Source organism: Nocardioides salsibiostraticola (genome assembly GCF_054783655.1).
In genome coordinates, this window is the sequence record NZ_BAAGQD010000027.1 from 173,428 (window position 1) to 200,227 (window position 26,800).

The window sequence follows — 26,800 nt, forward strand, 5'->3', positions numbered from 1 at the left end:
CCTCCCGTCCTCCCGACCAGGGCCCGCCACCACAGGAAACCCTTCCTGTCAATACCTGCTTGGGCCTCTGACCTGCAGAAACGACGAAAGTGTCGTGTGGAACACGTGTTAGGATGGGGGTCGAAGAAAGGGCACATCACCTATGAATTTCACCGTCGGCGAAACGGTTGTTTATCCCAATCACGGGGCCGCAGTCATCGAGGACATCGAGATGCGGAAGATCAAGGGCGAGGACCGGGAGTATCTGGTTCTGCGCATCGTTGCTCAGCAGGATCTGGTCGTGCGTGTTCCTGCGTGCAACCTGGACCTGGTCGGAGTGCGCGACGTGGTGGACAAGGAGGGCCTGGACCGGGTCTTCGACGTCCTCCGTGCCGAGCACGTGGAGGAGCCGACCAACTGGTCGCGTCGTTACAAGGCCAACCTGGAGAAGCTGCACAGCGGCGACGTCATGAAGGTCTCCGAGGTCGTGCGCGACCTGTGGCGTCGCGAGCGTGACCGCGGCCTGTCCGCCGGCGAGAAGCGGATGCTGGCCAAGGCTCGCCAGATCCTCGTCTCCGAGTTGGCGTTGGCCGAGCAGACGAACGAGGACAAGGCCGAGATCATCCTCGACGAGGTTCTCGCTTCCTGATCCACCGCTGAGTCTCAGCTTTCGATGGCCCCCGCTTCGGCGGGGGCTATCGGCATTTCCGGGCTCCCGATGCGCGGTGGTCCCTGACGAAATGGTGATCAAACGAGCGATTCGACCACCATTTCGTCAGGAACTATCGCGGCGGGGGCGGTCGCTGGGTGGCGACTAGGGTGGGCCCATGGACACCGGGGTCGAGATGGTCGAGATGGTCGAATGGGACGAGTCCGATGAGTTGCCGCCCACGCTCGGGACCATCGTCGAGTTCGACCGGGGGTCGTTGCCCTTCTCGCTGATCCACGGCGAAGCTCTGGTGGCCTGTTCCTCCTGGGCGCTGGGCGAGGCCGGGGTGACCCCCATCGACCTGGGCACCGAATGGGCCGGGGTCGTGGCGGCCGACGAGCCGTTCGTGCTGCACGACAGCCTGTGCCCGATGACCCCCGGCAGTTTCATCGCCGAGTGCCTGGCGGAGTCGATCGAGACCGGGACGGTGGTGGTCGGCGTACGCCCGGTGACCGACACGGTCAAGGAGATCCAGGGTGACCTGGCCGGCGCCACCGTCGACCGCGAGGATCTCTGGGCGGTGGCCTCCCCGATCGTGCTGCCCGCTGCGGTCGTCGCGGACCTCGAGGCGTTGCCCTCGTGGGACTTCGCCGAGCTCGTCGAGGCCCTGGCGGCCCGGTTCCCGGTGACCTTCACCCAGGCGCCGCCGGAAGGCCGACGGGTCCGCAGCCCCGAGGATGTGGAGGTGCTGGCGGCGCTGACCGCTCAGACCCGGCCGGGCGGCGTACCGGCCGAACGCTGAGCGATCAGGGACGTCACCAGGGCGACGTCCTCGGCGAAGGTGACCTTGAGGTTGTGCGGGGTGCTGGGTACGGCGACCACCTCGAGATCGGCGTACCGCTCCAGGCAGCCTGCGGTGTCGGTGGCCTCGAAACCGTCGGCCGCGGCCCGGTCGTAGGCCTCCAGCAGCGGTCCCGCCCGGAACGCCTGCGGGGTCTGCACCCCGGCCACAGGCTTTGGCGCCGCCCGGCCGGTCCGGGTCACCAGACCCTCGAGGGGTACGACGGGCAGCGCCCCGCCCCGTTGGTGGGCCGCTTCGAGGACCCGGGTGAGCAGGTCGCTGCCGGCCAGGGGCCGGGCGCCGTCGTGGAGGGCGACGACGTCGATCTCTCCCGCGGTGATGCGCGGGGCCAGGACCCGTAGCGCGGCCTGCTCGGACTGGTGCCGCGTCGCGCCGCCGGGGACGAGGATCACCTCGCGGTCGCGGGGGTCCTCCTCGAGGTGGGGAGCCAGGGCCGCGGCGACGGTGGCCTCCTCGTCGGGGTGGACGACCACGACCACCACCTCGACCTCTGCGCAGGCCAGGGCGTCGCGGACCGACCAGGCCACGATCGGGCGCCCCAGCAGGTCGAGCAGCACCTTGTTGCGGTCGGCTCCCACCCGGCTTCCCGTGCCCGCGGCGAGCACCACGACGGCGGCGCTCAGGTCGGGGGTCGTCACCGGGATAGTCCCTGACGTTTGTGCGACTTCGTACGGCGTGTCGTCGCATAAACGTCAGGGACTACCGCTCCCGCGACCAGGGCGATCAGCTCGTCGGAGACCAGCCGGTCGCACTCGAGGGGAAGCATGTGACCGGCGCCGGGGACCACGACCAGGCGGGCACCGCGGATGTGGTTGGCGATGCGCCGCGCGTGCACCGGTGGGGTAAGCAGATCGCGGCTGCCGACCAGGACCGTGGTGGGGATCCGGTCGTAGGCGGCCAGGAGATCGGTCCGCTCGTGTCGCATGAAGTCGCGGTAGAACCCCGAGAAGGTCTCCGGCGGACAGTTGATGAGCTGATCCACCACCAGGCCGACGTCACGTGGACGCGAGGTGCCGAACAGGAACCGCTTGACCACCAGACGCTCGATGGTGGGGGACGAGCGGCGGGTGCTGCGCGAGAGCATCCGGGCGCGCAGGGCCAGCACCCGGGGGATTTGCGACTTCACCAGGGGACCGGTTTCGGGGAGGCCGAGGTTGACGGTGTTCAGGCGCCCCGAGGAGGTCGACACGAACAGCAGCCCGGCGATCCGGTCGACCAGATCCGGGCGCAGCGCAGGCAGGGCCGAGATCGTCATACCGCCGATGGAGTGCCCGGCGAGGACGACCGGCCCGGTCGGTGCGTACAGGTCGATCAGATCGGTCAGGTCGCGGGCGAGGTTCTCGATCGTGCAGGAGCGTTCGGGTGAGGCACTCGAGTGGCCGTGGCCCCGGTGGTCCCAGGTGATCAGTCGGATGGAGTGGCCGAAGTGGGTCAGCAGATCGCGGACCTGGTAGTGCCAGTCGGCCTCGTCCGCGGTCCAGCAGTGAGCCAGGAACACGGTCACGGGCGCGTCGGCGGGGCCACGGGCCGTCACGTGCAGTTCGAGGCCGTCGTAGGTCTTCATGAAGCGGGGGAGTCCTCTCGCGGCGTACGCCGGCTGATCAGGGCGGTGGCGATGGCGGCGATCCCCTCGTCGCGGCCGGTCAACCCGAGCCCGTCGGTGGTGGTGGCGGAGACGGTGACCGGTCCGCCGGCGGCAGCGGACAGTGCCGCCTCGGCCTCGGCCCGGCGAGGACCGATCTTGGGCCGGTTGCCGATGACCTGGACGGCGACGTTGCCCACGTCGTACCCCGCGGCGGCGACCCGTCGGGCCGTCTCGCTGAGCAGCGCGGCCCCGGAGGCGCCGGACCACTCGGGCTCGGAGGTCCCGAAGTTCGACCCCAGATCGCCCAACCCCGCCGCGGAAAGCAGGGCGTCGCAGCAGGCATGCGCGGCGACGTCGGCGTCGGAGTGCCCCTCGAGACCCATCGGTTCGCCCGGCCAGGACAGTCCGGCCAGATGGAGGGGGCGGTCGGCCACGAGTCGATGTACGTCGGTCCCCAGACCAATCCGGATGTCCTGCATCCGACGAATCATGCCCGAGGACCCGCCCGGAGCCTGGGACTTCCCGCGCCTCGGAACGCAACCGCGGCGCCGCAACGGCCTCCGTCAGCCGGACGTAAGGACTGAGCGCCGCTTTACGGACCCCCACCCGCCACAATGGAGGTATGACGCAAGTGAGTACGCCGTGACGATCAGCGAAGGATCGACCGACGCCGACCGCAGACCCGAGCCCGCGGGCATCCGGACGTGGGCGATCTGGGCGTTGTGCGGAGTGGTTGCCGGGCTCAGCGGGCTGGCGACCAGCTACATGGCCGCCGCGATCATGGGCGTGCGGGAGTCCCCGGTCGTCGCGGTCGCCGAACTCATCATCCGGTTGACCCCCGGCGCCGCCGCCGAGAGCGCCATCCAGGCCGCCGGCACCAAGGACAAGCCGCTCCTGGTGGCCGGGATCCTGACCTTCCTGATCCTCGCCTCGGCCGCCGTCGGTCTCTTGGCGCGGTCGCGGTCGTGGGCCGCCATGGTCGGGTTCGCCGCGCTGGCGGGCATCGCGGCGTACGCCACCCTCTCCCGCGGCGGGTCGGAACTGTCCGACGTGATCCCCGTGTTGGTGGGGCTGATCACCTGGACGGCCGTCCTGTCCTACCTCACCGAACGAGCCCGCCGGATCGAGCGTGCCGACCGTGACGCCAACGTCCTGCCGCGTCGCGAGGCGAGCCGTCGAGGGTTCCTGATCGGGATCGGCGTCATCGCGGCCGCGTCCGGTGTCGTCGGGGTCGTCGGACGTTTCGTGGGGGCCGGGCGACGACAGGTCGAGGAGACCCGACGGTTGCTGCGCCTGTCCGGGGTCACTGAGCCGGAGGTGCCGACCAGCGCGGTGATCGGGGTCAACGGGATCGTCCCGTGGATGACTCCGGCCGAGGACTTCTACTTGATCGACACCGCGATCATCAAGCCCACCATCGAGCCGGCCGACTGGTCGTTGCGGATCCACGGGATGGTCGAGCGCGAGATCGTCATCAACTTCGAGCAACTCGAGGCCCGCGAGACCACCGAGGCCTGGGTGACCCTGAACTGTGTCTCCAACCAGGTCGGTGGCGACCTGGTCGGCAACGCCTGGTGGAGCGGCGCCCGGCTGGCCGAGATCCTCGCCGAGGCCGGACCCCTGGAGGGGGCCGACGCGGTGCTGCAGACGTCCGCGGACGGCTGGACGTGCGGTACGCCGCTCGCGGCCCTGACCGATGACCGCAACGCGATGTTGGCGACCTCGATGAACGGCGAACCGTTGCCGATCGACCATGGCTTCCCGGTGCGGACCATCGTGCCCGGGCTCTACGGCTACGTGTCGGCCACCAAGTGGGTGGTGGACATGGAGGTCTCGAGGTTCGAGGACATCAGCGCGTTCTGGACCGACAAGGGGTGGGGCGAGTTCGGTCCGGTCAAGATGGCCTCCCGGGTCGAGGTGCCGCGGTTCGGCGAGACCGTGCCCGCCGGCAAGCTCACCCTGGGCGGGACCGCCTGGTCGCAACACACCGGGATCGAAGCCGTCGAGTACGCCCTCGACGGCGGCGAGTGGCGGTCCGCCCAGATCGCCGACAACTCCGTGATCGACGCGTGGGTGCAGTGGAAGGCCGAGGTGGACGTCGAGGCCGGCACCCACCTGGTCCGCGTCCGGGCCACCGACCAGAACGGTCTCGTCCAGACCGGCGCGGTCGCCGACGTCCTGCCCGACGGGGCGACCGGGTGGCACACCATCGAGTTCCAGGCCGTATGAGCCGCGACACGGCCCATCACCCGACCCATGACTTTGGCGACCGGGCCGGGGTCGCCCTCGTGATCGGCGGCAACGGAGGGCTGGGGTCCGCGGTGGCCGCGATGTTGGCCGAGCGGGGCTGCGAGGTCGCGGTGACCTATCGGCGTACGGCCCCGGTGGCACCGCACGTCGGCGCGGGTGCGGCGTACCAACTGGATCTGGGGGACACCGACGCCGCGGCGCAGGTCGTCGGTGACGTCGTGTCCGAGCGGGGAGGCCTCCACACGCTCGTGTACGCCGCCGGCCCGCACGTCCCGATGAAGCACCTGTCCCGGGTTGCCCCTGCCGACATGGCCGCCCAACTGGCCGCCGACGCCGCGGGGTTCTTCGCCTGCGTGCACCCGGCGTTGCCGGCGCTGCGGGAGGCCCAGGGGTCGATCGTGGCCATCACGACCGCCGCCACCTCCCGGTTCCCTGTGCGCGACGGCCTCTCATCGGCCCCCAAAGCAGCGGTCGAGGCGATGGTCCGGGCCCTCGCGGCCGAAGAGGGCCGCTTCGGGGTGCGGGTCAACGCGGTCGGGCCGGGCATGCTGACCGACGGGATGGCCGCCGGACTGATCGCGTCGGGCGAACTCGACGACCACGCCCTCGAGGTCACCCGCGGCAACATCCCGCTACGCCGATTCGGGTCGGCCACCGACGTGGCCGAAGCCGTGTGCTTCCTGGCCTCGAACCGCGCCGGCTTCATCTCCGGACAGAAGCTCGACGTCGACGGTGGGTACGGGGTCTAGCGACCGCCAAGGCGTGGAAGCGCAGACGCTGGTTGAGGTGTGACGAGCCGCTAGGCGAGGAGCCTCGAAACCTGGTTCCGCGGACGGGGGACGTTCGTGGGATCGGGGGCGTGGTTTCGAGGCTCGGGCCCTGGGGGCCCTCGCACCTCAACCAGCGATCACCAGTTGCCGCGGGAGGCGGGGAGGGGGTGGGCGCCGTCGCGGATGACGTAGGACGTCCCCCGCGAACTCGTGGTCAGCCAGGCGCGCTCGAACTCGGCGCGGTCATAGGTGCGGCGTACCCCCGAAGCCGACGAGGCGGCCGGGTCGTTGACGACCACGTCGCCGTTGGAGGTGAAGCCGACGATCACCATCAGGTGGCCGTTGGAGGCGCCGACCGCGGCGTTGGTGAGGTCGCCGCGCTTCCAGGAGAGCGAGGCGATGATCGGGATGCCGGCCTGGATGAAGTCCTCGACCTCGCGCAGGTTCCGCAGGCGGGTGACGAAGGCCTTCTTGGTCAGGGTGGCGGCGTAGGCGGTGTTGAAGGCCCAGTTGCCGGTGCCGTCGTAGTCGTAGTCGAAGGTCGCTCGGGCGCCGGAGTCGACCCAGGGGTCCGGGTGCCCGCCGGGCACGAAGCCGTAGGCCCCGGCCGGGGGGAGGGCACCGTAGGAGCCCAGCACCATCGACGTCGCGGTGGGCGAACACCAGGCTTGACCGCCGGCGCCCCACTGCGGGTAGTGGCCGGTGTGGATCATCTGCGAGTAGCGCGGCACGTTGTCCAGCACGGTGCCCGCGGCCGAGCCGGGTCGGGAGGTGGTGGGTTCGGCACCGGTCAGGCGCGAGGCGGCGGCGCCGATGACGTCGATGCTGGGGGAGTTCTTGGTGCCGGGCTTGCGCATCAACTGCACGCGGACCTGGTACGCCGCCACGGCGGTTCCGCCGGTGGTCTGCCAGGTGTCGACGTTGGCGCGGCCGAGGTCGTCGGCCTGTCCGCTCTTGGTGGTGCGCTTTATCCACCGGTCATCGGAGGCCCAGCGGCCCATGACGTCCCAGCTGCCCACGCCGCCGGACGCCGTACGCGCCCGGACCCGGATCTCGATCCAGGTGTCACCAGGGGTCTTGGCGTCCCAGGACGGGATCAGCTCGGTCAACCCGAAGTTCGGGGTCACCCACGGTGAGGTCCACTTGCCCTGGTCGTAGGAGCGTCCGGAGTAGCGGCGCTGGTAGGTCGGGGCCTTCTTGCCGGCGCCGAGGACCAGACGGCCCTTCATCACCCGGGTCTTGGCGAAGCTGCCCTGTCGGAACTGCCGACCGCCGTCCCACTGGGTGTAGGCGACCGGGCGGCTGGAGGAGTCTGCAGCGGCGGCAGCCGAGAGACTGATCGGGGCGCTAGTCGGGGCGGCGGAAACGGGGGGAACGGCGGCGAGCACGGGGGCGCTGAACGCAAGCGTGATGGCGGCGGCGAGGAAGGGACGCACCGGTACACCGTAAATCACAGGAGTCCCATCCGTCACATGTTTCAATCGTTCGTTTGACCGGCCGCGGCGTTGGCGGGACGGGTTTCTCTGTCACCTCGTCATAGGCGCAAGAAATCTCCGGACGAGCCGGTCTTTCGCGACCGACGGCGAGTCATGTCCGCCGAACTACTGACAGATCGGGCGGAAATGGCCCGATCAGGCCGATTTTGAGCCGGTTTTCGATTGTTCTGTCAGTAGTTCGGCGAGAGCCACCCCCCGCGCTGAGGACCTCGCGCACGTCATCGACACGGCTGAGCGGCACGATGAGGCAACAACCGGCCCGGACTCCTAGACTCTGCGGAATGACCTTCCGGCTCTACGACACCGCGACGCGAGAGATTCGCGACTTCGTCCCCCTCGCCGAGGGGCGGGCGAGTGTCTACGTGTGCGGTCTGACGGTTCAGTCCGAACCGCACGTGGGTCACGTGCGTTCCGCGGTGAACTTCGACGTCCTGCGGCGCTGGCTGTCCCACCAGGGGTACGCCGTCACGCTGATCCGCAACGTCACCGACATCGACGACAAGATCCTGGCCAAGGCCGCCGAGCAGGGTCGACCCTGGTTCAACCTCGCCTACGACATGCACCGGGCGCTGACTTCGGCGTTGGCCTCGATCAACGTCCTGCCGCCCACCTACGAACCGGGCGCGACCGGCCACATCCCCGAGATCCTCGAACTCATCGCCACCCTGATCGAGCGCGGGCACGCCTACGCAGCGGAAGACGCCGATGGCGCCGGTGATGGGGACGTCTACTTCGACGTGAAGTCGTGGCCGGCGTACGGCGAACTGACGCGTCAGCGTCTCGACGACCTCGAGGCGGCCGGCGACGCCGACCCCCGCGGGAAGCGTGACCCCCGCGACTTCGCGCTGTGGAAGGGCCGCAAGGACTCCGAGCCGGAGACGGCCTCCTGGCCCTCGGCGTACGGCCGCGGTCGACCGGGATGGCACATCGAGTGCTCCGCGATGGCCGGGAAGTACCTCGGCACCGCCTTCGACATCCACGGCGGCGGAGTCGACCTGCGCTTCCCCCACCACGAGAACGAGCAGGCCCAATCGCGCGCCGCCGGACACGACTTCGCGTCGTACTGGATGCACAACGCGTGGATCACCACGGCCGGCGAGAAGATGAGCAAGTCGCTCGGCAACTCGCTGCTGGTGCCCGCGGTGCTGGAGCGGGTGCGCGGTGTGGAGTTGCGGTTCTACATTGTGGCCGCGCACTACCGCTCCCACGTGGAGTTCAGCTTCGAGGCGCTCGAGGAAGCAGCCGTCGGCTACCGCCGGCTGGAGGGTTTCCTGGACCGGGCGGCCTCCGTGCTGGGCGAGCTGCCCGAGCCGGGCATGCTGTGCGCCGACTTCGTGAGCGCCATGAACGACGACCTCGGCACCCCGGCCGCGGTGGCGGCGATCCACGAGGTCGCTCGCGAGGGCAACGCTCTGCTGGCCGAGGGCGCTGCCGCCGACACTGCTGCGTTGCGGGGGACCGTGGCCTCGGTCCTGGCGATGCTCGACGTGCTCGGCTTGCGACCCGGGGACCCGGCGTGGGCCTCCGCGGACGGCGGCGAGGCGGCGGGACTGACCCAAGCGCTCGACGTACTCGTCGCGGCGTTGCTGGAGGATCGGGCCCGGGCTCGGGCCGAGAAGGACTTTGTTCGCGCGGACGCGATCCGTGACCAGATCAAACGCGCTGGCATCGAGGTGGAGGACACCCCGTCCGGCCCCCGATGGACTGTGGCATCAACGAATGGAAGTGGTACCAATGGCGGGTAATTCGCAACGCAAGGGCTCGATCCGCAAGAGCTCCAAGAAGCCCACCGCCGGGTCCGGTGGCCGGATCCAGCGCGGGATCGAGGGCCGCGGACCGACGCCGAAGGCGAAGGACCGGCCGTACCACAAGGCGCACGCTGCCGCGAAGACCGAACAGCGCGCCAAGAAGGCCGCCGCGACCCGTCCGCGCCGCAAGGGCAGCGACGCCGAGTGGGTCGCCGGACGCAACTCGGTGGTCGAGGCGCTGCGCGAGGGCGTGCCGGTCAACGCGCTGTATGTCGCCGAGGGTGCCGAGCGCGACGGCCGCCTGCGGGAGGCCTTCCAGCTCGCCACCGACGGCGGGATCAGCCTGATGGAGGTCAGCAAGGGCGAGCTCGACCGGATGACCGCCGGGGCGGTCCACCAGGGCCTCGCGGCGCGGATCCCGGCGTACGAGTACGCCCACCCCGACGACCTGCTCGACCTGGCCAAGCAACAGGGCGAGAAGCCGCTGATCGTGGCGCTGGACTCGGTGACCGATCCCCGCAACCTCGGCGCCACCGTCCGCTCCGCGGCCGCGTTCGGCGCCCACGGCGTACTGATCCCCGAGCGCCGCGCAGCCGGGATGACCGCCTCGGCGTGGAAGACCAGCGCCGGAGCCGCCGCCCGTATCCCCGTGGCGCAGACCGTGAACCTGGTCCGTCAGCTGAAGGCCTACCAGGACGAGGGCTGCATGGTCGTCGGTCTGGCCGCCGACGGTGACGTCAGCCTGCCCGACTTCGACCTCGCCGACGGGCCGCTGGTGCTGGTCATCGGGTCCGAGGGCGGCGGGATGGGTCGCCTGGTCTCCGAGACGTGCGACCAGTTGCTGTCGATCCCGATGTTGAACTCGGTGGAGTCCCTCAATGCAGGTGTGGCTGCCTCGGTGGCCCTCTACGGCATCTCCCAGGCGCGTGGCTGAACCGACTTCTCGGAGGAAGTGGCTGGTCCGCGGCGCGTACGTCGCGGTCTGGTTCGTCGTGGCGCTTGCCGCCACGGTGTTGTTGTTCCTCAACAGCAGTCGTGAGGTCACGGTCGCGAGCCACGACGCGATCATCAGCCCCCAACTGGGCGACAGCGTCGTGCTGCGGACCGGACCGGTGCTGCCGGACTTCCGGATCGAGTCGCCGCTGCCGATCGGACTCGACATCCAACTCGGCAAGACCGAAGCGCCCACGACCGAGGCGTTGGTCGAGCGGTACGCCCTGATCGGCTCCCAACCCGAAGGTGCCCAGGCCAAGATCGGCGACGCGGTGTCGGTGATGGCCGTCGACGCCCTGGTTCGGGGCGCGGCGCTGGGGCTGGTGCCGATCGGGTTGTTCATCGGTCTGGGTCGAGCGCGTCGGCGTGAACTGCTCGCGGGTCTGCGCCATCCGCGAGGCCTGCTGGCTCTCGCTGTGGTCGTCTCGTTGGTGGTGGCGTCCTGGTCTCCCTGGCGTGGGGACGAGCCAAGGGTGGACGAGGGGGAGTGGATCCCGCTCCAGGAGTTCTTGGGCGACTCGGTCCAGGTCCCCGAACAGGCGGCCGGGGTCGAGATCCTGGGCGACGTCACGACGTACGGCACCCGGCGGTTGATCGACAGTGCCATCGACACCTACGAACGAAGCCAGACCTTCTATGCCGCGGCGGTCGAGTCGGCGGCCGACCTGGAGTTGCGCGAGCCCGAGGAGGGGGAGACCGTGGTGGCGCTGGTCTCCGACCGGCACGACAACATCGGGATGGACCCGGTCGCGCGGGCGGTGGCCGACGTCGCTGGCGCGACGGCGGTGTTCGATGCGGGCGATGACACCTCGTCGGGGAAGGAGTGGGAGGCGTTCTCGTTGGACTCGGTCACGGCCGCGTTCTCCGACTTCGACGAGCGCTTCTCCGTCGCCGGCAACCACGACAACGGCACGTTCGTGACGAACTACATGGCCGCGGACGGGTGGGAGGTCCTCGACGGCGAGGTCGTCGACGGACCCGGCGGCTCGCGTCTGCTGGGCGTCAACGACCCGCGCTCCAGCGGACTGGGCACCTGGCGCGACGCGACGGGGTTGAGCTTCGGTGAGGTGGGCGACCTGCTGGCCGATGCCGCCTGTGCGGCCGACGAGGCCGACGACCGCGTCAACACGGTGCTGGTGCACGACCCCAACCTCGGCAAGGCGGCCCTCGAGCGGGGCTGTGTCGACCTCGTGGTCGGCGGCCACCTGCACGTGCAGGTCGGTCCCACCCCGGTGATCGGACCCGAGAACCAGATCGGGTACTCCCTGACCACCGGCACGACCGGCGGTGCGGCGTACGCCCTGGCGATCGGGAGCAAGTTGCGGCGTACCGCCCAGATCATGTTGCTCACCTACGCCGAGGACGGCACCCCCGCCGGTATCCAGTCCGTCCTGCTCCAGACCAACGGAAACTTCCGCGTCGAGCCCTACGTCCCCCTCACCTACTGACACGAAGTTCGCCAAATGGCCCCGCGAAGTGCGCCAGATGGGGACGCGAAGTTCGTCGGATGGGGACGCGAAGTTCGTCGGATGGGGACGCGAAGTTCGTCAGGATGTGCGGTGGTACGGCGGCCGCGACTCGCCGCGGGAGTACTTCCGCTTCGCGGGTCGGCGGGGCTGGCGCTCGGCGAAGGCCCGCCGCAGCTCGCCCATCCAGCGATCCAGTCCGGCGCCGGAGAATCCGTCTTTACGAATCACGATGACGATCCAGCCTGCCGCTGCTAGCGCCTCGCGGCGGCGCTGGTCGTGTTCTCGGTCTGCGGGGGAGGAGTGAAACTCCTCGCCGTCGTACTCCAATGCAACTTTGGGCTCTTCCCAACCCATGTCCAGGCGCACCCATCCGACGCCTTCCACGTAGACCCAGATTTGTGGTTGCGGAGGTGGGAAGCCAGCATCGATCGCACTCAGCCTGGTCCACGATTCGCTGGGTGACTCGGCCAGTGGAGTGACGTAGGGGGCCAACTCCCGAAGCTGTTTGACGCCCCGTCGGCCCACAAGTCGTGGCAGGGTTCTTGCGATGTCTGCCCCGGTCACGCCATGCAGTCGGCAGAACTGGTCCAGGACGGCCATGGCGGCAAGACGTCCGTGCAGCGAGGCGACATCGCACGCCGTACGCAGCGGGGTCGTCACCTTCACTCCATGCAGGGTCATGACGTCCTCGTCAGCCAACGCCCGCTTGCCGCCTCGTACCCCTGGCCGGCTCGTGGGGGGATGACCGGTTCGAGAGACGATCTCGAGCGGGGGGTATCCCGCGTTCTGGGCGATGTCGTAGGTGTCGACGCCATGAAGCCAGGCGGCTGACCGGTCGCTCACGACACAGTGCTCAGGAAGGGCGTACGCCGCGCACGCGGCCCGGGTTTCGATCGTGTCGGGAACATCGGTTCGAAGGTAGACACCGTAGAAGATCCGGCGAACGGCGCCAGCCTTCACCAGGGCTCGTAGTTGGTCCCGGGTCAGTCCCAGGCTGGGCAGGTCGGATAGGCCGAAGGGGGACGATGGCAATGAGTTCATCCCATGGTTATGCCCCGATCAACGAAGTCGCGCCGGGGCCCGAGGCCGCTCTGTGGAGATCGGGCCAAGCGTGGTCGCCTGTGGAGATCTGGCGGGCCGCTGTCTAGCCACGACTCCCATCTGGCGAACTTCGCGTCCCCATCTGGCGAACTTCGCGTCCCCATCTGGCGAACTTCGCGTCCCCATCTCGCGAACTTCGCGTCCCCATCTCGCGAACTTCGTGGGGAGTGGTGGGCGTCACCTTTGGTGGGGGCGGTCGTTGTAGTGATACCTGTTCTAGTTTTCGCCTCCCATTTCGCCTCCCATTTCGCCTTCCGTTCGCCTCCCGTTTCGCCTCTCACTCACCTCCCCGCTCGTCTCCCTGTCTGGAGGGCCACTGTGCCCAGAAGTACTCGACCGACCATCTACGCAGCGCGTCCCATGGCTGGGTTCGTCGCGGGTGTGCTCGCTCTGACGCTGGCGGCCTGTGGGTCCCAGATCGACCCGAGCACCGTCGCTTCGGCGAACGGTGGCGGCGGCACCGTGAGTGGCGGGGTGGCCGGGAGCGGCGACGTCGCTGCGGGCGGGGTCGAGGACTTCGGTGACGCCGGGGTCGGGACCGACCCCGGGTCGGTGGATTCGGGCGGCTCCCTCGACACCGGGGGCGGTACGACGACCGCCACCGACACCGGTGGCACCACCGATGGCGGCCCAACCAGCGGAGACGCTGGCGGTGCCGAGGCCGGTGGCGGCGAGGAACCTGTCGACGAGTCGAAGTCGGGGTCATGCGACGGGTTCAAGAACGGCCCGGGCGTCACCGACAGCACGATCACGATCGGGAACTCCTCGGACATCTCCGGCCCGGTGCCGGGTCTCTTCGAGACCGCCCAGGACGGCACGAAGGCGTTCGTGAAGTACTTCAACGCCACCTCCGACATCTGCGGGCGCAAGCTGGCGCTGAAGACCTACGACTCCCGCACCGACGCGGCCGCCGACCAGCAGGCCTACACCGCGGCGTGCAAGGACGTCTTCGCGATGGTCGGCTCGGTCTCGGCCTTCGACTCCGGCGGCGCCTCGGTGGCCGAGTCCTGTGGCCTGCCTGACCTGCGCGGAGGTTCGGTGACCCTGGAACGTTCCGCCTGCACGGTCTGCTTCGGCGCCCAGTCGGTGAACCCGAGCCAGTTCGAGAACGCGGTCCCCGACTTCGTCAAGAAGAACTACGCCGCCTCCTATCAGAAGGCGGGCTTCCTCTACATCAACGTCGGCGTGGGCGCGCAGAACGCCAAGTCCCAGGTCAACGCCATGACCAAGCGGGGCATGAAGTTCCTCTACGTCCAACCCATCGATGTCTCGGAGTTCAACTACGCGACGTACGTCCAGCAGTTGAAGGACCGCGGCGTCGAGGTGGTCTTCTGGATCGGTGCCTACCAGCAGTCGGTGCGCCTGCGCCAGGCCATGGCTCAGCAGGGCTACAGCCCGAAGCTCTACCTGCGTGACCCCACCGACTACAACCCCGAGTACGTCTCCTCCGGGGGGTCCGCGGTCGAGGGCACGGTGGTCTTCACGAACTTCGTGCCCTTCGAGGAGGCCGCCTCGAATCCGGAGATGGGCCTCTACCTGAACTACCTGCGGCAGGTGAACCCCAGCGCGGACCCCGCGTTCTTCGGGGCGTTCGCCTGGTCGGCCTCCCGCTTGTTCGCCACCTTGGCCAACGAGCTCGGCGGGGATCTGACCCGCGAGTCGTTGATCGCCAAGATCCGCGGCACCAAGAACTGGACGTCGAACGGACTGACCTCGCCGCAGCAGGTGGGCCCCAAGCAGACCGGGGACTGCTGGCGCTTCATCCAGCTCAAGGGCGGCAAGTGGGTTCCGATCGGCGGCACGAAGTACACCTGCAACGGGACCACCGCCGGCTGACCTTGCCGAAGACGTGTCCCGCGTCACTTTTTTGCGCCATGATCGTTAGAAGTAGTACGTGTTCTAGTTTTACTCGAGGTCGGGAGTGTCGGTGCGGAGAATCCCCCGAGGGTCGATCACCCTCGCAGCGACGATTGCGGGCGCACTGGCCCTGACGTTGGCGGCCTGCGGATCCCAGATCGACCCGAGCACTGTCGCCTCGGCGAACGGCGGCGGCAGCACCCTCAGTGGAGGTGTCGCGGGCGGTGGAGACGTGGCGCTGGACGGCACGGTTCCGGGCGACGCGGGGGTCGGCACCGACCCCGGTTCGGTGGATTCGGGCGGCTCCCTCGACGCCGGGGGCGGTACGACGACCGCCACCGACGCAGGTGGCACCACCGGTGGCGACCCGGCAGCGGGCGACGGCGGCACCGGCGGGAGCGCAGGCGGCGGTGAGGCTCCGGTCGACGAGTCGAAGTCGGGGTCATGTGACGGGTTCAAGAACGGCCCGGGTGTCACCGACAGCACGATCACGATCGGGAACTCCTCGGACATCTCCGGCCCGGTGCCGGGTCTCTTCGAGACCGCCCAGGACGGCACGAAGGCGTTCGTGAAGTACTTCAACGCCACCTCCGACATCTGCGGGCGCAAGCTCGCGCTGAAGACCTACGACTCCCGCACCGACGCGGCCGCTGACCAGCAGGCCTACACCGCGGCGTGCAAGGAGGTCTTCGCGATGATCGGCTCGGTCTCGGCCTTCGACTCCGGCGGCGCCGCGGTCACGCAGTCCTGTGGGCTACCGGACCTGCGCGGGGGCTCGGTGACCACGGAGCGTTCCGCCTGCACCATCTGCTTCGGAGCCCAATCGGTCAACCCGGGCCAGGTGAACAACGCCACCCCGGACTTCATCAAGAAGAACTACCCCTCCTCCGCCCAGAAGATGGCCTTCCTCTACATCAACGCCGGCGCGGCCGTGCAGAACGCCAAGCTCCAGGTCAGCGCGATGACCAAGCGGGGGCTGAAGTTCCTCTACGTGCAGCCCATCGACGTCTCGGAGTTCAACTACGCGACGTACGTCCAGCAGCTGAAGGACCGCGGCGTGGAAGGGGTCTTCTGGACGGGGGCCTACCAGCAGTCGGTGCGACTGCGGCAGGCCATGGCCCAGCAGGGCTACACCCCGAAGATCTACATGCGTGACCCCACCGACTACAACCCGGAGTACGTCTCCTCGGGTGGGTCCGCGGTCGACGGCACCATCGTCTACACGAACTTCGTCCCCTTCGAGGAGGCCGCCTCGAATCCGGAGATGGGGCTCTACTTGAACTACCTGCGCCAGGTGAACCCCAGCGCGGACCCGGCCTTCTTCGGGGTCTTCGGCTGGTCCGCCGCCCGACTCTTCACCCAACTGGCCAACGAGCTCGGGGGCGACCTGAGCCGCGAGACCCTCATCGACAAGATCCGTGGCACGAAGAACTGGACCGCCAACGGCCTGACGTCCCCGCAGCAGGTGGGACCCAAGCAGACCGGGGAGTGCTGGCGCTTCATCCAGCTCAAGGGCGGTAAGTGGAACCCGGTCGGCGGATCGAAGTACTCCTGCAACGGGGTGACGACCGGATGACCACCAGAACCTCGACCGCCGGAACTCGGACAGCCAGAATCCCCACCCGCTCGACCCCTCCACCTCGTCCGTCTCGGTCACCCGCCTGCGCACCCCCTCAGAGAGACTGATTCATGGACAAGCTCATCGCCTACGGGCTGCCCGGCCTCTTCACCGGGGCGGCCTACGCGATCGCTGCGAGTGGTCTGGTGTTGACCTACACCACCACCCGGATCTTCAATATCGCCCACGGCGCCTTCGGCATGTTGATGGCCTTCGTCTTCTGGGACTTCAGCCAACGCCAGGGCCTGCCGGTCTGGCTGTCGCTCATCCTGGTGCTGGGCGTTGTCGCACCGGCGATCGGCTGGTTCGTGCACCGCTTCATCGCCCGCGGACTCGGCGACGCCCCGGTGGGGGTGACCCTGGTGGTCACCGTCGGGCTCTTCGTGGGGCTGATCGGGCTGGCCCAGCAGGTCTACCCGCCTGCCTCGCGGCCGCTGCCGTTCTTCTTCCCCGAGACGAGTTTCCAGATCGGTGACGCCTTCATCACCGCCCATCAACTCATCACGATCCTCGCCTCGATAGTCGTTGCCGTCGGGCTCTATCTGTTGCTCAACAAGACCCGCATCGGCACCGCCATGCGGGCCTCGGTCGACAACCCCGAGCTGCTCAAACTCTTCGGCGGAAACCCCGACAGGGTCGGCGCACTGTCCTGGGCCATCGGCATCTCGCTGGCCGCCCTGGGAGGGATCCTGCTCGCCTCGACGGTCCAACTGGACTACTTCGCGCTGACCCTGCTGGTCATCAACGCCTACGCCGCCGCGATGGTCGGTCGGCTGCGGAGCCTGCCGCTCACCTTCGCCGGAGCGATGGGACTGGGCCTGTTGACGTCGTACTCCCAGGGCTACATCCCCCCGGACAGCGCCTTCACCAAGATCGTTCCGGTCATCCCCGCGCTGTTCCTGTTCGCCGTCATCATCCTGCTGCCCACCGCGCAACTGCGGATCGGGCAGGTCAAGGGCATCGTGTCCGCGCCGCTGCCCTCCCTTCCCCAGTCGCTGGCCTGGGGTGGCGGGCTGATCTTCTTCGTCGCTGTCCTCGCCGGTGGGTTGGCCGACGACAAACTGCTCCTGGTCGGTACCGCCGCGACGTACGCCATGGTGATGTTGTCCCTGGTCCTGCTGACCGGGTACGGCGGCCACGTCTCGCTCGCGCAACTCACCTTCGCCGGCGTCGGTGCCCTGACCTACGCCAAGATCGACCAGCCCAACCTGATCGGACTGCTCATCGCCGCCCTCGCGGCCGGAGTGGTCGGCGCACTGGTCGCACTGCCGGTGCTGCGGCTGACGGGGCTCTACCTCGCGCTGTCCACCCTCGCCTTCGCGGTGATCATGGACAAACTGGTCTTCCAGGCCGAGTTCGCGTTCGGGTTCGGTGGTCTGCTGGAGGCCAAGCGTCTCTCGATCGCCGGCTACACGATCGAGTCGACCGCGGCGTACGTCGTGGTGATGACCGCCTTCTTCGTCGTGGTCGCCCTCGGGGTGCTCGTGCTACGCCGCGGGGTGCTGGGGCGGATGCTCATCGCGCTGCGGGACAGTCCTGCAGCCTGCGGCACGCTCGGCCTCGACGCCAGGTGGTTCCGGGTCGGACTCTTCGGGCTGTCGGCCTCGATCGCCGGCCTGGCCGGAGCCTTGTTCGCCGGTTTGCGTCAGGGCGTCGGTGGCGCCGACTTCCAGTACTTCAACAGTCTGCCGCTCCTGCTGCTTGCCGTCGTCTTCGGCGTCACCTCGATCACCGGGGCGACGCTCGGCGGCATCGGCCTGATGCTCCTGCCGGTCTTCCAGAGCGAGCGCCCGGAGATCGCCGGACTGATGTTCGCCATCATCGGGTTCGGCGCCGTGGCCCTGGGCCGCGACCCGAACGGACTGGCCAACCAGTTGTTCAAGCTGGGCCACCGACTCCGCGACCTGCTGGGCGACCGGGGGGCACCCCTGCTCGCCGGCCGGATGCCCAAGCTGCCCGGTCTGGGCCGCATCCAGCGCAAGACGGTCGTCACCGTGTCGACCCCGCACGCAGCCAAGCACCGGGGTCCCGGGACCGACCCCCACGGTGATGCCAATGACGACACGGGCGAACTGGTCGCCGTGGGTCCGGTGAGCGCAGAACCGGGCGCCGCCGCGAATGTGGGGGAGGTGAATCCGCATGGCTCTTCTCGAGGTTGACCACGTCGTGGTCCAGTTCGGCGGCGTGACCGCGGTCAACGAGGCGGTCTTCGAGGCCGAGGCCGGTGTCGTCACCGGGCTCATCGGCCCGAACGGAGCGGGCAAGACCACCTGCTTCAACGTCATCACCGGCCTACAGAAGCCGACCCGCGGAGCGGTCCGCTTCAACGGGCGCACCATCACCCGCGCGCCGGTGCACCGCCGCTCCAAGATGGGGATGGCCCGCACCTTCCAGCGGCTCGAGGCCTTCGGTTCGCTGTCGGTGAAGGAGAACGTCCGCGTCGCGCTCGACATCCACCGCGGCGTACGCGGTCTGATCTCCCCGGCCAAGTCCGACATCGCTGCCCTGCTGGAGCGGGTCGGGATCGCGGAGTACGCCGAGGACCGTGCCGACTCCATCCCCACCGGCACCGCCCGACTCCTGGAGTTGGCCCGCTGCCTGGCCGGCGACCCCAAGATCCTGCTGCTCGATGAACCCTCCTCGGGACTCGACGAGTCTGAGACCGACGACTTCGGGCGCCTGCTGCGCACCCTGGCCGGAGAGGGCAAGGCGATCGTCATGGTCGAGCACGACATGGATCTGGTGATGAGCGTCTGCGACGACATCCACGTCCTCGACTTCGGCTCCATCATCGCCTCGGGCAAACCGGCCGCGGTCCGCGCCGACCCCCGGGTCCAGAAGGCCTACCTCGGCTACTCCGCCGAGGACGAGAGCGAGTCTCACGACGACACCCTGGTCGACCTACCGGCGGTGACCTCATGAGTGTTCCGATCCTGGAAGTGGTCGACATCCGTGCCGCCTACGGCCGGATCGAGGTCCTGCGCGGGGTCGACCTGGCCGTGCCCAAGGGCGCCGTCATGGCCCTGCTCGGACCCAACGGGGGTGGCAAGTCCACGCTCGTCTCGGTCATCAGCGGCCAGAAGAAGCAGACCTCCGGTGACATCCATCTCGGCGGCGTGAACGTCAAGGACGCCTCGCCCGAGGAGTTGTCACGGCTCGGGTTGTGCACGGTCCCCGAAGGTCGCTCGGTCTTCCCGAACCTCACGGTCGAGGAGAATCTCCAACTCATGTCGTACGCCGGGGTCTCGGCCGAGGCGGTCCTCGAAACCGCCTTCACCTACTTCCCGCGTCTTCTCGAACGACGCAAGCAACTGGCCGGGACGATGTCCGGTGGCGAGCAGCAGATGCTCGCCATGTCGCGGGCCCTGGCCTCCGACCCGGCGCTGCTCCTCCTCGACGAGCTCTCGATGGGGTTGGCGCCCCTGATCGTCGAGGAGCTCTACGACACCGTCGGCCAGATCGCGGCCAGCGGCGTCTCGATCCTCTGTATCGAACAGTTCGCCCGCACCGCCCTTCGCGTCTCGGACTACGCGGCCGTCATGACCGGAGGCCGAGTCGTGGCCTCCGGAGAACCGGGAGAAATCATGGAAACCATGTCCGACGTCATCCTGGGAGGTGCCGCATGAAGCGGTCGACCACGCACCTGATCCAACGAATCACCCTGCCCCTGGCCGCCGCCGCGGTCGCCGGCGCCGTGCTTCCGCTGGGCGCCGGTGGCGCTGCAGCCGCCGCGCCCGTGTCCCCACCCGCAGCTGGGGCCGCCGAGGAGCCCGCCTTCAGCGGGTACGCCGCCGAGTCCTGGGGCGCCCCGGTCCAGATGGAAATCTTCGAGCCCACCATCCCGATCCCGAACGAGCCCCAGGCCGAGATCGAGTTCGGCTACACCAAGGTCACCGCCGACACCGGCAGTTCGCGCGGCCGGGCCAGCTACCTGTGGCCCGGCGCTCCGGTCGGCGAGGGGTTCAAGACCTTCATCGAGGGCGTCGGCCTTCCCTCCGCCCTCGGAGAGAGCGGCTACCCCGCCCAGGTGAACTCCAACCACCCTGCCGGCCCCGACTTCGAGGCGAACGAGCCGCTCCCCGGCTCGGTGATGCGCACCGGTGCTGGTGCGGAGAAGACCTACGCCGAAACCAGTTTCTCCGCCGACAACGAAGCCCAGGACAGCAGCGAGAATGACGCTGGGTCCGGGGACGAGGCTGGAGGGGGCGGTGCCCCGGGACTTCCCGAGATCCCCGGCCTGCCGAGCATGTTCGCCGGCGGCCTCGGTGCGACCTCGCCCACCAGTTCGTCCACCCCCTCCCGCTCGGCCAACGCGGCCGGGCCGGGCATCCCTCCGGAGCTCGCGGCCCTGGTCGACTTCGGCGGCTACACGTCGGTCTCGAAGTCGACGTACAACCCCACGTTGGCGTTCTCGACCTCGCGGGCGTCGGTCTCCGACGTCACCCTGCTCGGTGGCGTCATCACCATCGACGCGATGCGGGTCAAGGCGACCACCAAGAGTGACGGCAAGAAGGCCGACGCCTTCGGGACCGTCGAGTTCGGCACCCTGTCCGTGGCCGGTCAGAAGTTCACGATGGGTGACAACGGCTTCGAGGCCAGTGGGCAGCAGTTGCCGATCCCCGGTCTGCCGGACGACGCGGTCGAGGCGCTGACGCAGCTCGGCGTGACGGTGAAGACCCCCAAGCCCGAGTACACCAAGGACGGGGCGGCCGCGACCGCCGTGGTCGAGGGTCTGGTGTTCGACATCGACACCAAACAGCTCAAGTCGCAACTGTCCGCTCTTCCCCTGGGGCAGATCGTCGACGGCATCCCCGGAGAAGCCGCGGAGCTCAAGAGCTTCCTCCAGACGGCCGTGAACTTCTCGCCCCGTTTCGTGGTCACGCTGGGCGCCGCTCACTCCTCGATCGAGACCGTCCAGCCCATCGACCTCCCCGCGGTCGAGACCCCGGAGACGCCCGAGGAGGAGGACGGGGAGAAGGAGGCCGGTGCTGCCGGCTCCGCTGGCAGCGCAGGCGGGACAGCAGGCGGCGGCACCTCCGGGTCGCCGCTCGCCAGCGACGTACCCACCGACCTCAGCGCCGCTCCGGCGGGTGATCTGGTCGACACCACACCGCTGGCGGCCACACCCGGACTGCCGAAACTCTTCTCCATCCCCGGAGCCCTCCTGTTCGGTGGTCTGGCCGGGGCAGCCCTGCTCGGCAGTTACTTCCGGCGACTCGGTGTCCTCGCGCTCGGCGGCGGCTCCTCCTGTTCCCATGGCCTCGACACCGGCCTGCCCGACCTGCGAAAGGCCTGACCATGACCACGACCGCCGACACGAACACCACCGCCCCCGCCAGTGGCAGCCGGATGGGATCCGGGGGCACCCTGCCCCGCGCCGGAGTACGGGCAGGATCCTCAGGGACCGCCCCGCTGAAGGACAACTACGCGGCGCTGCTCCAGATCGTCCTGTTCTGGGCGGGCGCCATCATGATGCCGCTGGGCCTGGTGATCATCGCCTTGGGCTACTACGGGGTGGCGAACTCGGTCTTCGACTTCGAACGCGACGCCTACGCCTTCTCCGGAGGTTTCTTCGGGTTGGGCCTGACCTTCAGCGGAGGGTTCTTGTACTTCGGAGCCTGGCTGGCCCGGATCGCGTCCGACGGGCGTGAGTCCAACAAGCGACTCGCCGACACCCTGCTGATGCTGGCCGATGTGACCTCGCGGGCGGCGTCGTTGAACGACCGGGGTGCCGACACCTCGTCGCTGCCGGTCCTGGCCGGTGACGGCACCACTATCCACCGCCGTGACTGTTCACTGATCGGCCACCGCGAGGACCTCAAGCCGGCGGGGGATCGGCCCGGGCTGACCGCCTGCCGCGTGTGCAAGCCCTGATGGCCGGATGAGGCTCCGCGGCACCAGGTAGAACACGTTCTAATTCTGTTGCTAGAGTCGGGCTCGCCCACCGGCGCCCACCCACTCCAGGAGCTCCCATGACCGAATCACCCAGCGGACGCATCGTCATCGTGACCGGCGCTGCGTCCGGCGTCGGCTACGCGACCGCGGAGTTGTTCCGCGACCTCGGCGACACCGTCTTCGGGCTCGACATCAACCCGGGAGCCCCCGAGGGCGTCACCTACGTGCCCTGCAACGTCGGGGATCGGGCCTCGGTCGACGCGGCGATCGAGATCTGCGCCCAGCACGACCGCATCGACGTCCTGGCCAACGTCGCCGGGGTGGTCCAGTTCGGTCGCTTCGAGGAGATCTCGATGGACCAGTTGGACAAGGTCCTCGCGGTCAACCTCAAGGGCCCGTTCATGATGATGCAGGCCGCGCTGCCCTGGTTGAAGAAGTCCAAGGGCAACATCGTGAACATCTCCTCCGTGGCGGGCAACGTCTCCCAGCCCTACGCCACGGCGTACGCCTCCTCCAAGGGCGGGCTGACCATGCTCACCAAGGCCCTGGCCCTGGAACTGTCCGAGGCCAACGTGCGGGTCAACGCGATCTGCCCCGGCACGATCGACACCCCGATGGTCGAGAGCGTCGCCGCGAACTACCCCGAGGGCCTGAACCCGCGGATCTCCGAGCGGCTCCTGATGTACCTCCCGGGCAGGGCCATCTCCCCGGCCGAGATCGGTTCGGCGATCGTCTACCTGGCCTCCAAGGAGGCGCGGATGATCACCGGCGCGGTCCTCGCTTTCGACGGCGGGATGAGCTGACCGGGAGCAAAACGATAGGATCTGCGCTGCGCCTAGGCGCACGCCGCGTTAGCTCAGATGGCAGAGCATCGCTCTTGTAAAGCGAATGTCGAGAGTTCGATTCTCTCACGCGGCTCGCATCGCAGTAGGTGATCCAGGCATGGACACAGGACTGGACACGGGTAGGCGGCCGGCTCCTATGCTCGGCCCATGGCAACCGCACTCTTCCTTGCCGGGATCGGCCGTTCCGGGACCACCGCCCTGGTTACGGTGTTCGCGGCCCACCCCTCCGTCGTGGTGGGTGTCGAGCGGTTCAAGAAGCTGTGGGGCGACCGGATCGGTGAGCACACTCCCGACCTGTTGGCCGATCGTGAGAAGTTCTTCGACTTCGAGGACGGCTTGACCAACCTCACCCCCGACTCCTCGCCGAAGTGGGCCGAGCACTACCGGCAGATGGACGCCAAGTGGGACCAGGCGCGCTACGTCGGGGACAAGATGACCACCGCTCGGCCGCAGCATCTGTGGAAGAACCATCCTGACGCCCGGTTCTTGTTCATCGTGCGTGAGGTCCTCGGTGTCGCGAACTCGTGGGAGTCGAGGGCCAGGAACCCGCAGGATCGACAGTGGCCAGAGACCGCCGACGGCGCGCGCGCGGCGAACCAGTGGAACATCCAGGTCGGCCGGATGCGCCGGGCCGTGCGCGAGCGGCCCGACCAGGCCGCGATCGTGGAGTACTCCGACTTCTTCGGCGACGCCCGGGGTCGCGCCTTCGGTGCGGCACTCGGGTGGTTGGGCCTGGAGCGCGACGCCGTCGCCGACGAGGAGTTCACCCGCGCCCACGAGCAGTACGTCAGTCGGATCGCCGACAAGCCGATCGATCTGTCACCCCAGACGGTCTCCGAGGTGAACGACCGGGCCGATCACGACCTGTGGCGCGAGGTCATCGGGCTTGCGCTCTGAGGTGTCGTAGCCAGACATACACAATTGACTCTGCGTTCGATGACGCCGCGTGGTTGTGGGACGGGTCGGCCCGTCCTCGCACATATGTATGTCTGGCTACGAGATCAGCGCAGTGACCGGACGGTGAATCCGGCCGGGGGGTTCGCGATCTGGTCCTGCGCGGCGATCAGTTGGATCTCGCGGGTCCCGGCCTCCACGGTGGCCTCGAGCACGGCGAAGACGGACGCAGTCGTCGCCGCCAGGGCCTGAGCCGGTGAGCCGGTGGTGGTCAGGTGGGCCAGGTAGAGGGCCGCCGTCAGGTCGCCGCAACCGTTGGGCGACACCGGCAACAGGGGAGTGGTGATCGCCCACGCGCCCTGGTCGGAGACCGCCACCACATCGAGGGTTCCTTCGGCGACCCCGTCGTGGAGCACCGAGGTGACCAGCACGTGGCGGGGGCCGCGCTCGCGGACCAGATCGACCGCCGCCAGGACCTCGTCCAACGTGGTGGTCGTCGTGCCGGCCAAGAAGTCCAACTCGAAGTGGTTGGGAGTGACGATGTCGGCGCTCGGCACGACCTCGTCGCGCATGAACTTTGGGATGCCGGGCCTGACGAACATGCCTCGACCCACGTCACCCATCACCGGGTCGCAGCAGTAGACCGCCTCGGGGTTGGCCGCCTTCACCGTCGCCACGGCGTCGAGGATGACCGCACCGACCGCCGGGTCGCCCTGGTAGCCCGACAGCACCGCGTCGCAGGTGGCGAAGGCCCCGCGGTCCGCGATGCCGGCGATCACCTCCGCCACGTCACTGGCCGCCAACAGGGGCCCCCGCCACTCGCCGTAGCCGGTGTGGTTGGAGAAGTTCACGGTGTTGACGGGCCAGACCTCATGCCCCAACCGCTGCAGGGGGAAGGTGGCGGCGGAGTTGCCGACGTGGCCGTAGGCGACTGCTGACTGGATCGAGAGGATCTGCACGCGTCGATCTTCTCAGGCCGCCGGACTCCACGCAGCGCACAGGCGGTGGATGCCCCGTGGAAGGGCTATACGCGACAAACTAGAACGCGTTACAGTTTCCTCACATCGGTGCCTCACTTCACGGGGTGCCAGGAGCGGAGGATCACCAGCATGGCCAAGCGCGAGGCGTACAAGAACGAGGCGGACTACGTCGTCGTGGGTTCCGGCAGCTCAGGAGCGGCGATCGCCGGTCGCCTGGCTCAGTCCGGAGCCAGCGTGATCGTGCTCGAGGCCGGCAAGTCCGACGAGCAGTTCCTGGTCAAGAAGCCCGGGATGATCGGTCCGATGCATGCGGTGCCGCAGATCAAGAAGACCGTCGACTGGGGCTACTACTCGGTGCCGCAGAAGCACATGCTGGACCGGAAGATGCCCGTCCCCCGCGGCAAGGTCGTCGGCGGATCCAGCTCCATCAACGGCATGGTCTACGTCCGCGGCAACCGCGCCAACTTCGACTCCTGGGCCGCGGAGGGCAACGAGGGGTGGGACGCCGACTCGGTCAACGCCTCCTACCAACGGATGGAGGACTTCGAGGGCGGTGCCGACGACTACCGCGGTGTCGGCGGCCCCATCAGGATCACCCGGAACAAGTCCCCCCAAGAGGGGTCGCTGCAGTTCGTGCAGGCCACCGCCGACACCCTCGGCGTCGACGTCATCGACGACTACAACGGCGCCTCCCAGGAGGGGATCAGTCGGCTGCAGCAGAACGCGGCCGACGGCCTGCGCTACAGCGCCTCGCGCGGCTACATCCACAACCTCGACGTGCCGACCCTCCAACTGCAGTCCGAGGTGCTGGTGACCAAGGTGAACGTGGAGAACGGTCGGGCCACCGGCGTGCAGGTCACCGACAAGAAGGGCGGCACCCGCACGATCCGGGCCGGCAAGGAGGTCATCCTCTCGGCCGGTTTCGTCGGGTCGGCCCAGATCCTGATGCTGTCCGGCATCGGTCACGCCCAGCACCTGCGCGACCAGGGCATCGACTGTGTGGCCGACCTGCCCGTGGGCGACAACCTGCACGACCACCTCTTCCACGCACTGACGTTCCACTGCACCTCCTCGACCCACAAGGGCAACGCCGCGTTCTTCGCCAAGGGCATCGCGAAGGAGGCCCTCCGGCCGGGGTCGACCTTCCTGGCCAACTCGGTCTTCGAGGCGATGGGCTTCGTGCGGACCTCCCAGGCCACCGACGTGCCGGACCTGCAGCTGCACCTGTTGCCGTGGGCCTACGTCTCGCCGAACCAGGACGCCCCGGTTCGTCACGACGTGGACCCGCGTACGGCGCTGACGGTGCTGACCACCCTGATCTACCCGCGCAGCCGGGGCACCCTGCGTCTCGCGTCGGCCGACCCGACGGCCAGCCCCCTGATCGACTACCAGTACCTCGCCGAGACCGGCGACCTCGACGTGTTGACCGAGGGCTCGGAGATGGTGCGCGAGATCATGGCCAACAAGGCCTTCGGCGGATCGATCAAGAGCGAGATCCACCCGGGCCGCGACATCCGCGGTCAGCACCTGCGTGATGAGATCCTCAACCGAGCGACCTCGGTCTACCACGGTGTGGGCACCTGCCGGATGGGCGTGGACGAGCTCGCGGTCGTCGACCCGCAGCTCAGGGTGCGCGGCATCGAGGGCCTCCGGGTCGCCGACGCCTCGATCATGCCGTCGATCACCGGCGGCAACACCAACGCTCCGGCCATCATGATCGGGGAGCGTGGCGCCGAGATCATCCTCGGCTCCGCCTGACCCCACCGCAATCAGCCGATCCAGCCCGACCAGTTCGAATCAGCCTGACCC

Annotated in this window: 23 protein-coding genes and 1 tRNA gene; 18 read left to right on the forward strand and 6 right to left on the reverse strand. The window is 68.7% G+C overall.

The window, feature by feature from the left end; genetic code table 11:
- The first annotated feature begins 142 nt into the window (after positions 1-142).
- Positions 143-628, forward strand: a complete 486-nt coding sequence (locus ACYVLV_RS18640; protein ID WP_460812663.1) for a CarD family transcriptional regulator — start codon at positions 143-145, stop codon at positions 626-628.
- 178 nt (positions 629-806) lie between these two features.
- Positions 807-1,430 (forward strand): 2-C-methyl-D-erythritol 4-phosphate cytidylyltransferase, encoded by a 624-nt coding sequence (locus tag ACYVLV_RS18645; RefSeq protein ID WP_460812665.1) that lies wholly within the window; start codon positions 807-809, stop codon positions 1,428-1,430.
- On the opposite strand, the gene ACYVLV_RS18650 is transcribed toward ACYVLV_RS18645, so the two are convergent.
- The 3 genes from ACYVLV_RS18650 to ispF are packed head-to-tail and all read right to left on the reverse strand — an operon-like array spanning position 1,394 to position 3,554.
- Complete coding sequence (locus tag ACYVLV_RS18650) at positions 1,394-2,128, reverse strand: IspD/TarI family cytidylyltransferase (RefSeq protein ID WP_460812667.1); 735 nt, start codon at positions 2,126-2,128, stop codon at positions 1,394-1,396. The two genes, ACYVLV_RS18645 and ACYVLV_RS18650, sit on opposite strands and share 37 nt — an antisense overlap.
- A complete protein-coding gene (locus ACYVLV_RS18655; RefSeq protein WP_460812669.1) occupies positions 2,125-3,054 on the reverse strand; it encodes an alpha/beta fold hydrolase in 930 nt (309 codons plus the stop codon). Before ACYVLV_RS18655 ends, ACYVLV_RS18650 begins: the two co-directional genes overlap by 4 nt.
- Positions 3,051-3,554, reverse strand: a complete 504-nt coding sequence (ispF, locus tag ACYVLV_RS18660; protein WP_460812671.1) for a 2-C-methyl-D-erythritol 2,4-cyclodiphosphate synthase — start codon at positions 3,552-3,554, stop codon at positions 3,051-3,053. Before ispF ends, ACYVLV_RS18655 begins: the two co-directional genes overlap by 4 nt.
- Before the next feature lie 163 nt (positions 3,555-3,717).
- Between ispF and ACYVLV_RS18665 the strand changes: the two genes are divergently transcribed.
- Positions 3,718-5,304, forward strand: a complete 1,587-nt coding sequence (locus ACYVLV_RS18665; protein WP_460812674.1) for a molybdopterin-dependent oxidoreductase — start codon at positions 3,718-3,720, stop codon at positions 5,302-5,304.
- Positions 5,301-6,074, forward strand: coding sequence for an SDR family NAD(P)-dependent oxidoreductase (locus tag ACYVLV_RS18670; RefSeq protein ID WP_460812676.1), 774 nt, complete (start codon positions 5,301-5,303; stop codon positions 6,072-6,074). The genes ACYVLV_RS18665 and ACYVLV_RS18670 overlap by 4 nt, the downstream gene beginning before the upstream one ends.
- A gap of 158 nt (positions 6,075-6,232) precedes the next feature.
- Here the strand turns inward: ACYVLV_RS18670 and ACYVLV_RS18675 are convergent, their stop codons facing one another.
- On the reverse strand, positions 6,233-7,531 hold the full coding sequence (locus ACYVLV_RS18675; protein WP_460812679.1) for a C39 family peptidase: 1,299 nt from the start codon (positions 7,529-7,531) through the stop codon (positions 6,233-6,235).
- A gap of 341 nt (positions 7,532-7,872) precedes the next feature.
- On the opposite strand from ACYVLV_RS18675, the gene cysS reads away from it, so the two are divergent.
- The 3 genes from cysS to ACYVLV_RS18690 are packed head-to-tail and all read left to right on the forward strand — an operon-like array spanning position 7,873 to position 11,780.
- Positions 7,873-9,336, forward strand: a complete 1,464-nt coding sequence (gene cysS / locus ACYVLV_RS18680; RefSeq protein WP_460812681.1) for a cysteine--tRNA ligase — start codon at positions 7,873-7,875, stop codon at positions 9,334-9,336.
- Positions 9,326-10,273, forward strand: coding sequence for a 23S rRNA (guanosine(2251)-2'-O)-methyltransferase RlmB (gene rlmB, locus ACYVLV_RS18685; protein ID WP_460812684.1), 948 nt, complete (start codon positions 9,326-9,328; stop codon positions 10,271-10,273). Before cysS ends, rlmB begins: the two co-directional genes overlap by 11 nt.
- Positions 10,266-11,780: a metallophosphoesterase gene (locus ACYVLV_RS18690; protein ID WP_460812686.1), complete on the forward strand. Its 1,515-nt coding sequence runs from the start codon at positions 10,266-10,268 to the stop codon at positions 11,778-11,780. Before rlmB ends, ACYVLV_RS18690 begins: the two co-directional genes overlap by 8 nt.
- Before the next feature lie 99 nt (positions 11,781-11,879).
- Here ACYVLV_RS18690 and ACYVLV_RS18695 read toward each other — a convergent pair whose 3' ends face one another.
- Positions 11,880-12,842: a hypothetical protein gene (locus ACYVLV_RS18695; protein WP_460812688.1), complete on the reverse strand. Its 963-nt coding sequence runs from the start codon at positions 12,840-12,842 to the stop codon at positions 11,880-11,882.
- 420 nt (positions 12,843-13,262) lie between these two features.
- On the opposite strand from ACYVLV_RS18695, the gene ACYVLV_RS18700 reads away from it, so the two are divergent.
- The 10 genes from ACYVLV_RS18700 (at position 13,263) to ACYVLV_RS18745 (ending at position 24,014) form a co-directional block, all read left to right on the forward strand.
- The gene (locus tag ACYVLV_RS18700) at positions 13,263-14,738 is read left to right on the forward strand and encodes an ABC transporter substrate-binding protein (RefSeq protein WP_460812690.1); all 1,476 of its coding nucleotides are present in this window, start codon (positions 13,263-13,265) and stop codon (positions 14,736-14,738) included.
- A 91-nt stretch (positions 14,739-14,829) separates the two neighbouring features.
- Complete coding sequence (locus ACYVLV_RS18705; RefSeq protein WP_460812692.1) at positions 14,830-16,335, forward strand: ABC transporter substrate-binding protein; 1,506 nt, start codon at positions 14,830-14,832, stop codon at positions 16,333-16,335.
- Positions 16,336-16,448: 113 nt separating this feature from the next.
- On the forward strand, positions 16,449-18,536 hold the full coding sequence (locus ACYVLV_RS18710) for a branched-chain amino acid ABC transporter permease (protein ID WP_460812696.1): 2,088 nt from the start codon (positions 16,449-16,451) through the stop codon (positions 18,534-18,536).
- Positions 18,517-19,299, forward strand: a complete 783-nt coding sequence (locus ACYVLV_RS18715) for an ABC transporter ATP-binding protein (protein WP_460812699.1) — start codon at positions 18,517-18,519, stop codon at positions 19,297-19,299. The genes ACYVLV_RS18710 and ACYVLV_RS18715 overlap by 20 nt, the downstream gene beginning before the upstream one ends.
- Positions 19,296-20,003: an ABC transporter ATP-binding protein gene (locus ACYVLV_RS18720; RefSeq protein ID WP_460812701.1), complete on the forward strand. Its 708-nt coding sequence runs from the start codon at positions 19,296-19,298 to the stop codon at positions 20,001-20,003. The genes ACYVLV_RS18715 and ACYVLV_RS18720 overlap by 4 nt, the downstream gene beginning before the upstream one ends.
- Positions 20,000-21,673, forward strand: a complete 1,674-nt coding sequence (locus ACYVLV_RS18725) for a choice-of-anchor P family protein (protein ID WP_460812704.1) — start codon at positions 20,000-20,002, stop codon at positions 21,671-21,673. Before ACYVLV_RS18720 ends, ACYVLV_RS18725 begins: the two co-directional genes overlap by 4 nt.
- Before the next feature lie 2 nt (positions 21,674-21,675).
- Positions 21,676-22,251: a hypothetical protein gene (locus tag ACYVLV_RS18730; protein ID WP_460812707.1), complete on the forward strand. Its 576-nt coding sequence runs from the start codon at positions 21,676-21,678 to the stop codon at positions 22,249-22,251.
- A 98-nt stretch (positions 22,252-22,349) separates the two neighbouring features.
- On the forward strand, positions 22,350-23,075 hold the full coding sequence (locus tag ACYVLV_RS18735) for an SDR family NAD(P)-dependent oxidoreductase (RefSeq protein WP_460812710.1): 726 nt from the start codon (positions 22,350-22,352) through the stop codon (positions 23,073-23,075).
- Between the two features lie 42 nt (positions 23,076-23,117).
- A tRNA-Thr gene (locus ACYVLV_RS18740) sits at positions 23,118-23,190 on the forward strand.
- A gap of 74 nt (positions 23,191-23,264) precedes the next feature.
- Positions 23,265-24,014: a sulfotransferase family protein gene (locus tag ACYVLV_RS18745; RefSeq protein ID WP_460812712.1), complete on the forward strand. Its 750-nt coding sequence runs from the start codon at positions 23,265-23,267 to the stop codon at positions 24,012-24,014.
- Between the two features lie 104 nt (positions 24,015-24,118).
- Here ACYVLV_RS18745 and pdxY read toward each other — a convergent pair whose 3' ends face one another.
- On the reverse strand, positions 24,119-24,970 hold the full coding sequence (pdxY, locus tag ACYVLV_RS18750) for a pyridoxal kinase PdxY (protein ID WP_460812714.1): 852 nt from the start codon (positions 24,968-24,970) through the stop codon (positions 24,119-24,121).
- A gap of 150 nt (positions 24,971-25,120) precedes the next feature.
- Between pdxY and ACYVLV_RS18755 the strand changes: the two genes are divergently transcribed.
- Positions 25,121-26,749 (forward strand): GMC family oxidoreductase, encoded by a 1,629-nt coding sequence (locus tag ACYVLV_RS18755; RefSeq protein WP_460812717.1) that lies wholly within the window; start codon positions 25,121-25,123, stop codon positions 26,747-26,749.
- Positions 26,750-26,800 lie beyond the last annotated feature (51 nt).

Excerpts from the sequence above, each read along its gene's own strand:
- ACYVLV_RS18640 (WP_460812663.1), top strand. The coding sequence starts at position 143 with ATGAATTTCACCGTCGGCGAAACGGTTGTTTATCCCAATCACGGGGCC.
- ACYVLV_RS18645 (WP_460812665.1), top strand. The coding sequence starts at position 807 with ATGGACACCGGGGTCGAGATGGTCGAGATGGTCGAATGGGACGAGTCC.
- ACYVLV_RS18655 (WP_460812669.1), bottom strand. The coding sequence starts at position 3,054 with ATGAAGACCTACGACGGCCTCGAACTGCACGTGACGGCCCGTGGCCCC.
- ispF (WP_460812671.1), bottom strand. The coding sequence starts at position 3,554 with ATGCAGGACATCCGGATTGGTCTGGGGACCGACGTACATCGACTCGTG.
- ACYVLV_RS18670 (WP_460812676.1), top strand. The coding sequence starts at position 5,301 with ATGAGCCGCGACACGGCCCATCACCCGACCCATGACTTTGGCGACCGG.
- cysS (WP_460812681.1), top strand. The coding sequence starts at position 7,873 with ATGACCTTCCGGCTCTACGACACCGCGACGCGAGAGATTCGCGACTTC.
- rlmB (WP_460812684.1), top strand. The coding sequence starts at position 9,326 with ATGGCGGGTAATTCGCAACGCAAGGGCTCGATCCGCAAGAGCTCCAAG.
- ACYVLV_RS18695 (WP_460812688.1), bottom strand. The coding sequence starts at position 12,842 with ATGAACTCATTGCCATCGTCCCCCTTCGGCCTATCCGACCTGCCCAGC.
- ACYVLV_RS18700 (WP_460812690.1), top strand. The coding sequence starts at position 13,263 with ATGGCTGGGTTCGTCGCGGGTGTGCTCGCTCTGACGCTGGCGGCCTGT.
- ACYVLV_RS18710 (WP_460812696.1), top strand. The coding sequence starts at position 16,449 with ATGGACAAGCTCATCGCCTACGGGCTGCCCGGCCTCTTCACCGGGGCG.
- ACYVLV_RS18715 (WP_460812699.1), top strand. The coding sequence starts at position 18,517 with ATGGCTCTTCTCGAGGTTGACCACGTCGTGGTCCAGTTCGGCGGCGTG.
- ACYVLV_RS18720 (WP_460812701.1), top strand. The coding sequence starts at position 19,296 with ATGAGTGTTCCGATCCTGGAAGTGGTCGACATCCGTGCCGCCTACGGC.
- ACYVLV_RS18725 (WP_460812704.1), top strand. The coding sequence starts at position 20,000 with ATGAAGCGGTCGACCACGCACCTGATCCAACGAATCACCCTGCCCCTG.
- ACYVLV_RS18730 (WP_460812707.1), top strand. The coding sequence starts at position 21,676 with ATGACCACGACCGCCGACACGAACACCACCGCCCCCGCCAGTGGCAGC.
- ACYVLV_RS18735 (WP_460812710.1), top strand. The coding sequence starts at position 22,350 with ATGACCGAATCACCCAGCGGACGCATCGTCATCGTGACCGGCGCTGCG.
- ACYVLV_RS18745 (WP_460812712.1), top strand. The coding sequence starts at position 23,265 with ATGGCAACCGCACTCTTCCTTGCCGGGATCGGCCGTTCCGGGACCACC.
- ACYVLV_RS18755 (WP_460812717.1), top strand. The coding sequence starts at position 25,121 with ATGGCCAAGCGCGAGGCGTACAAGAACGAGGCGGACTACGTCGTCGTG.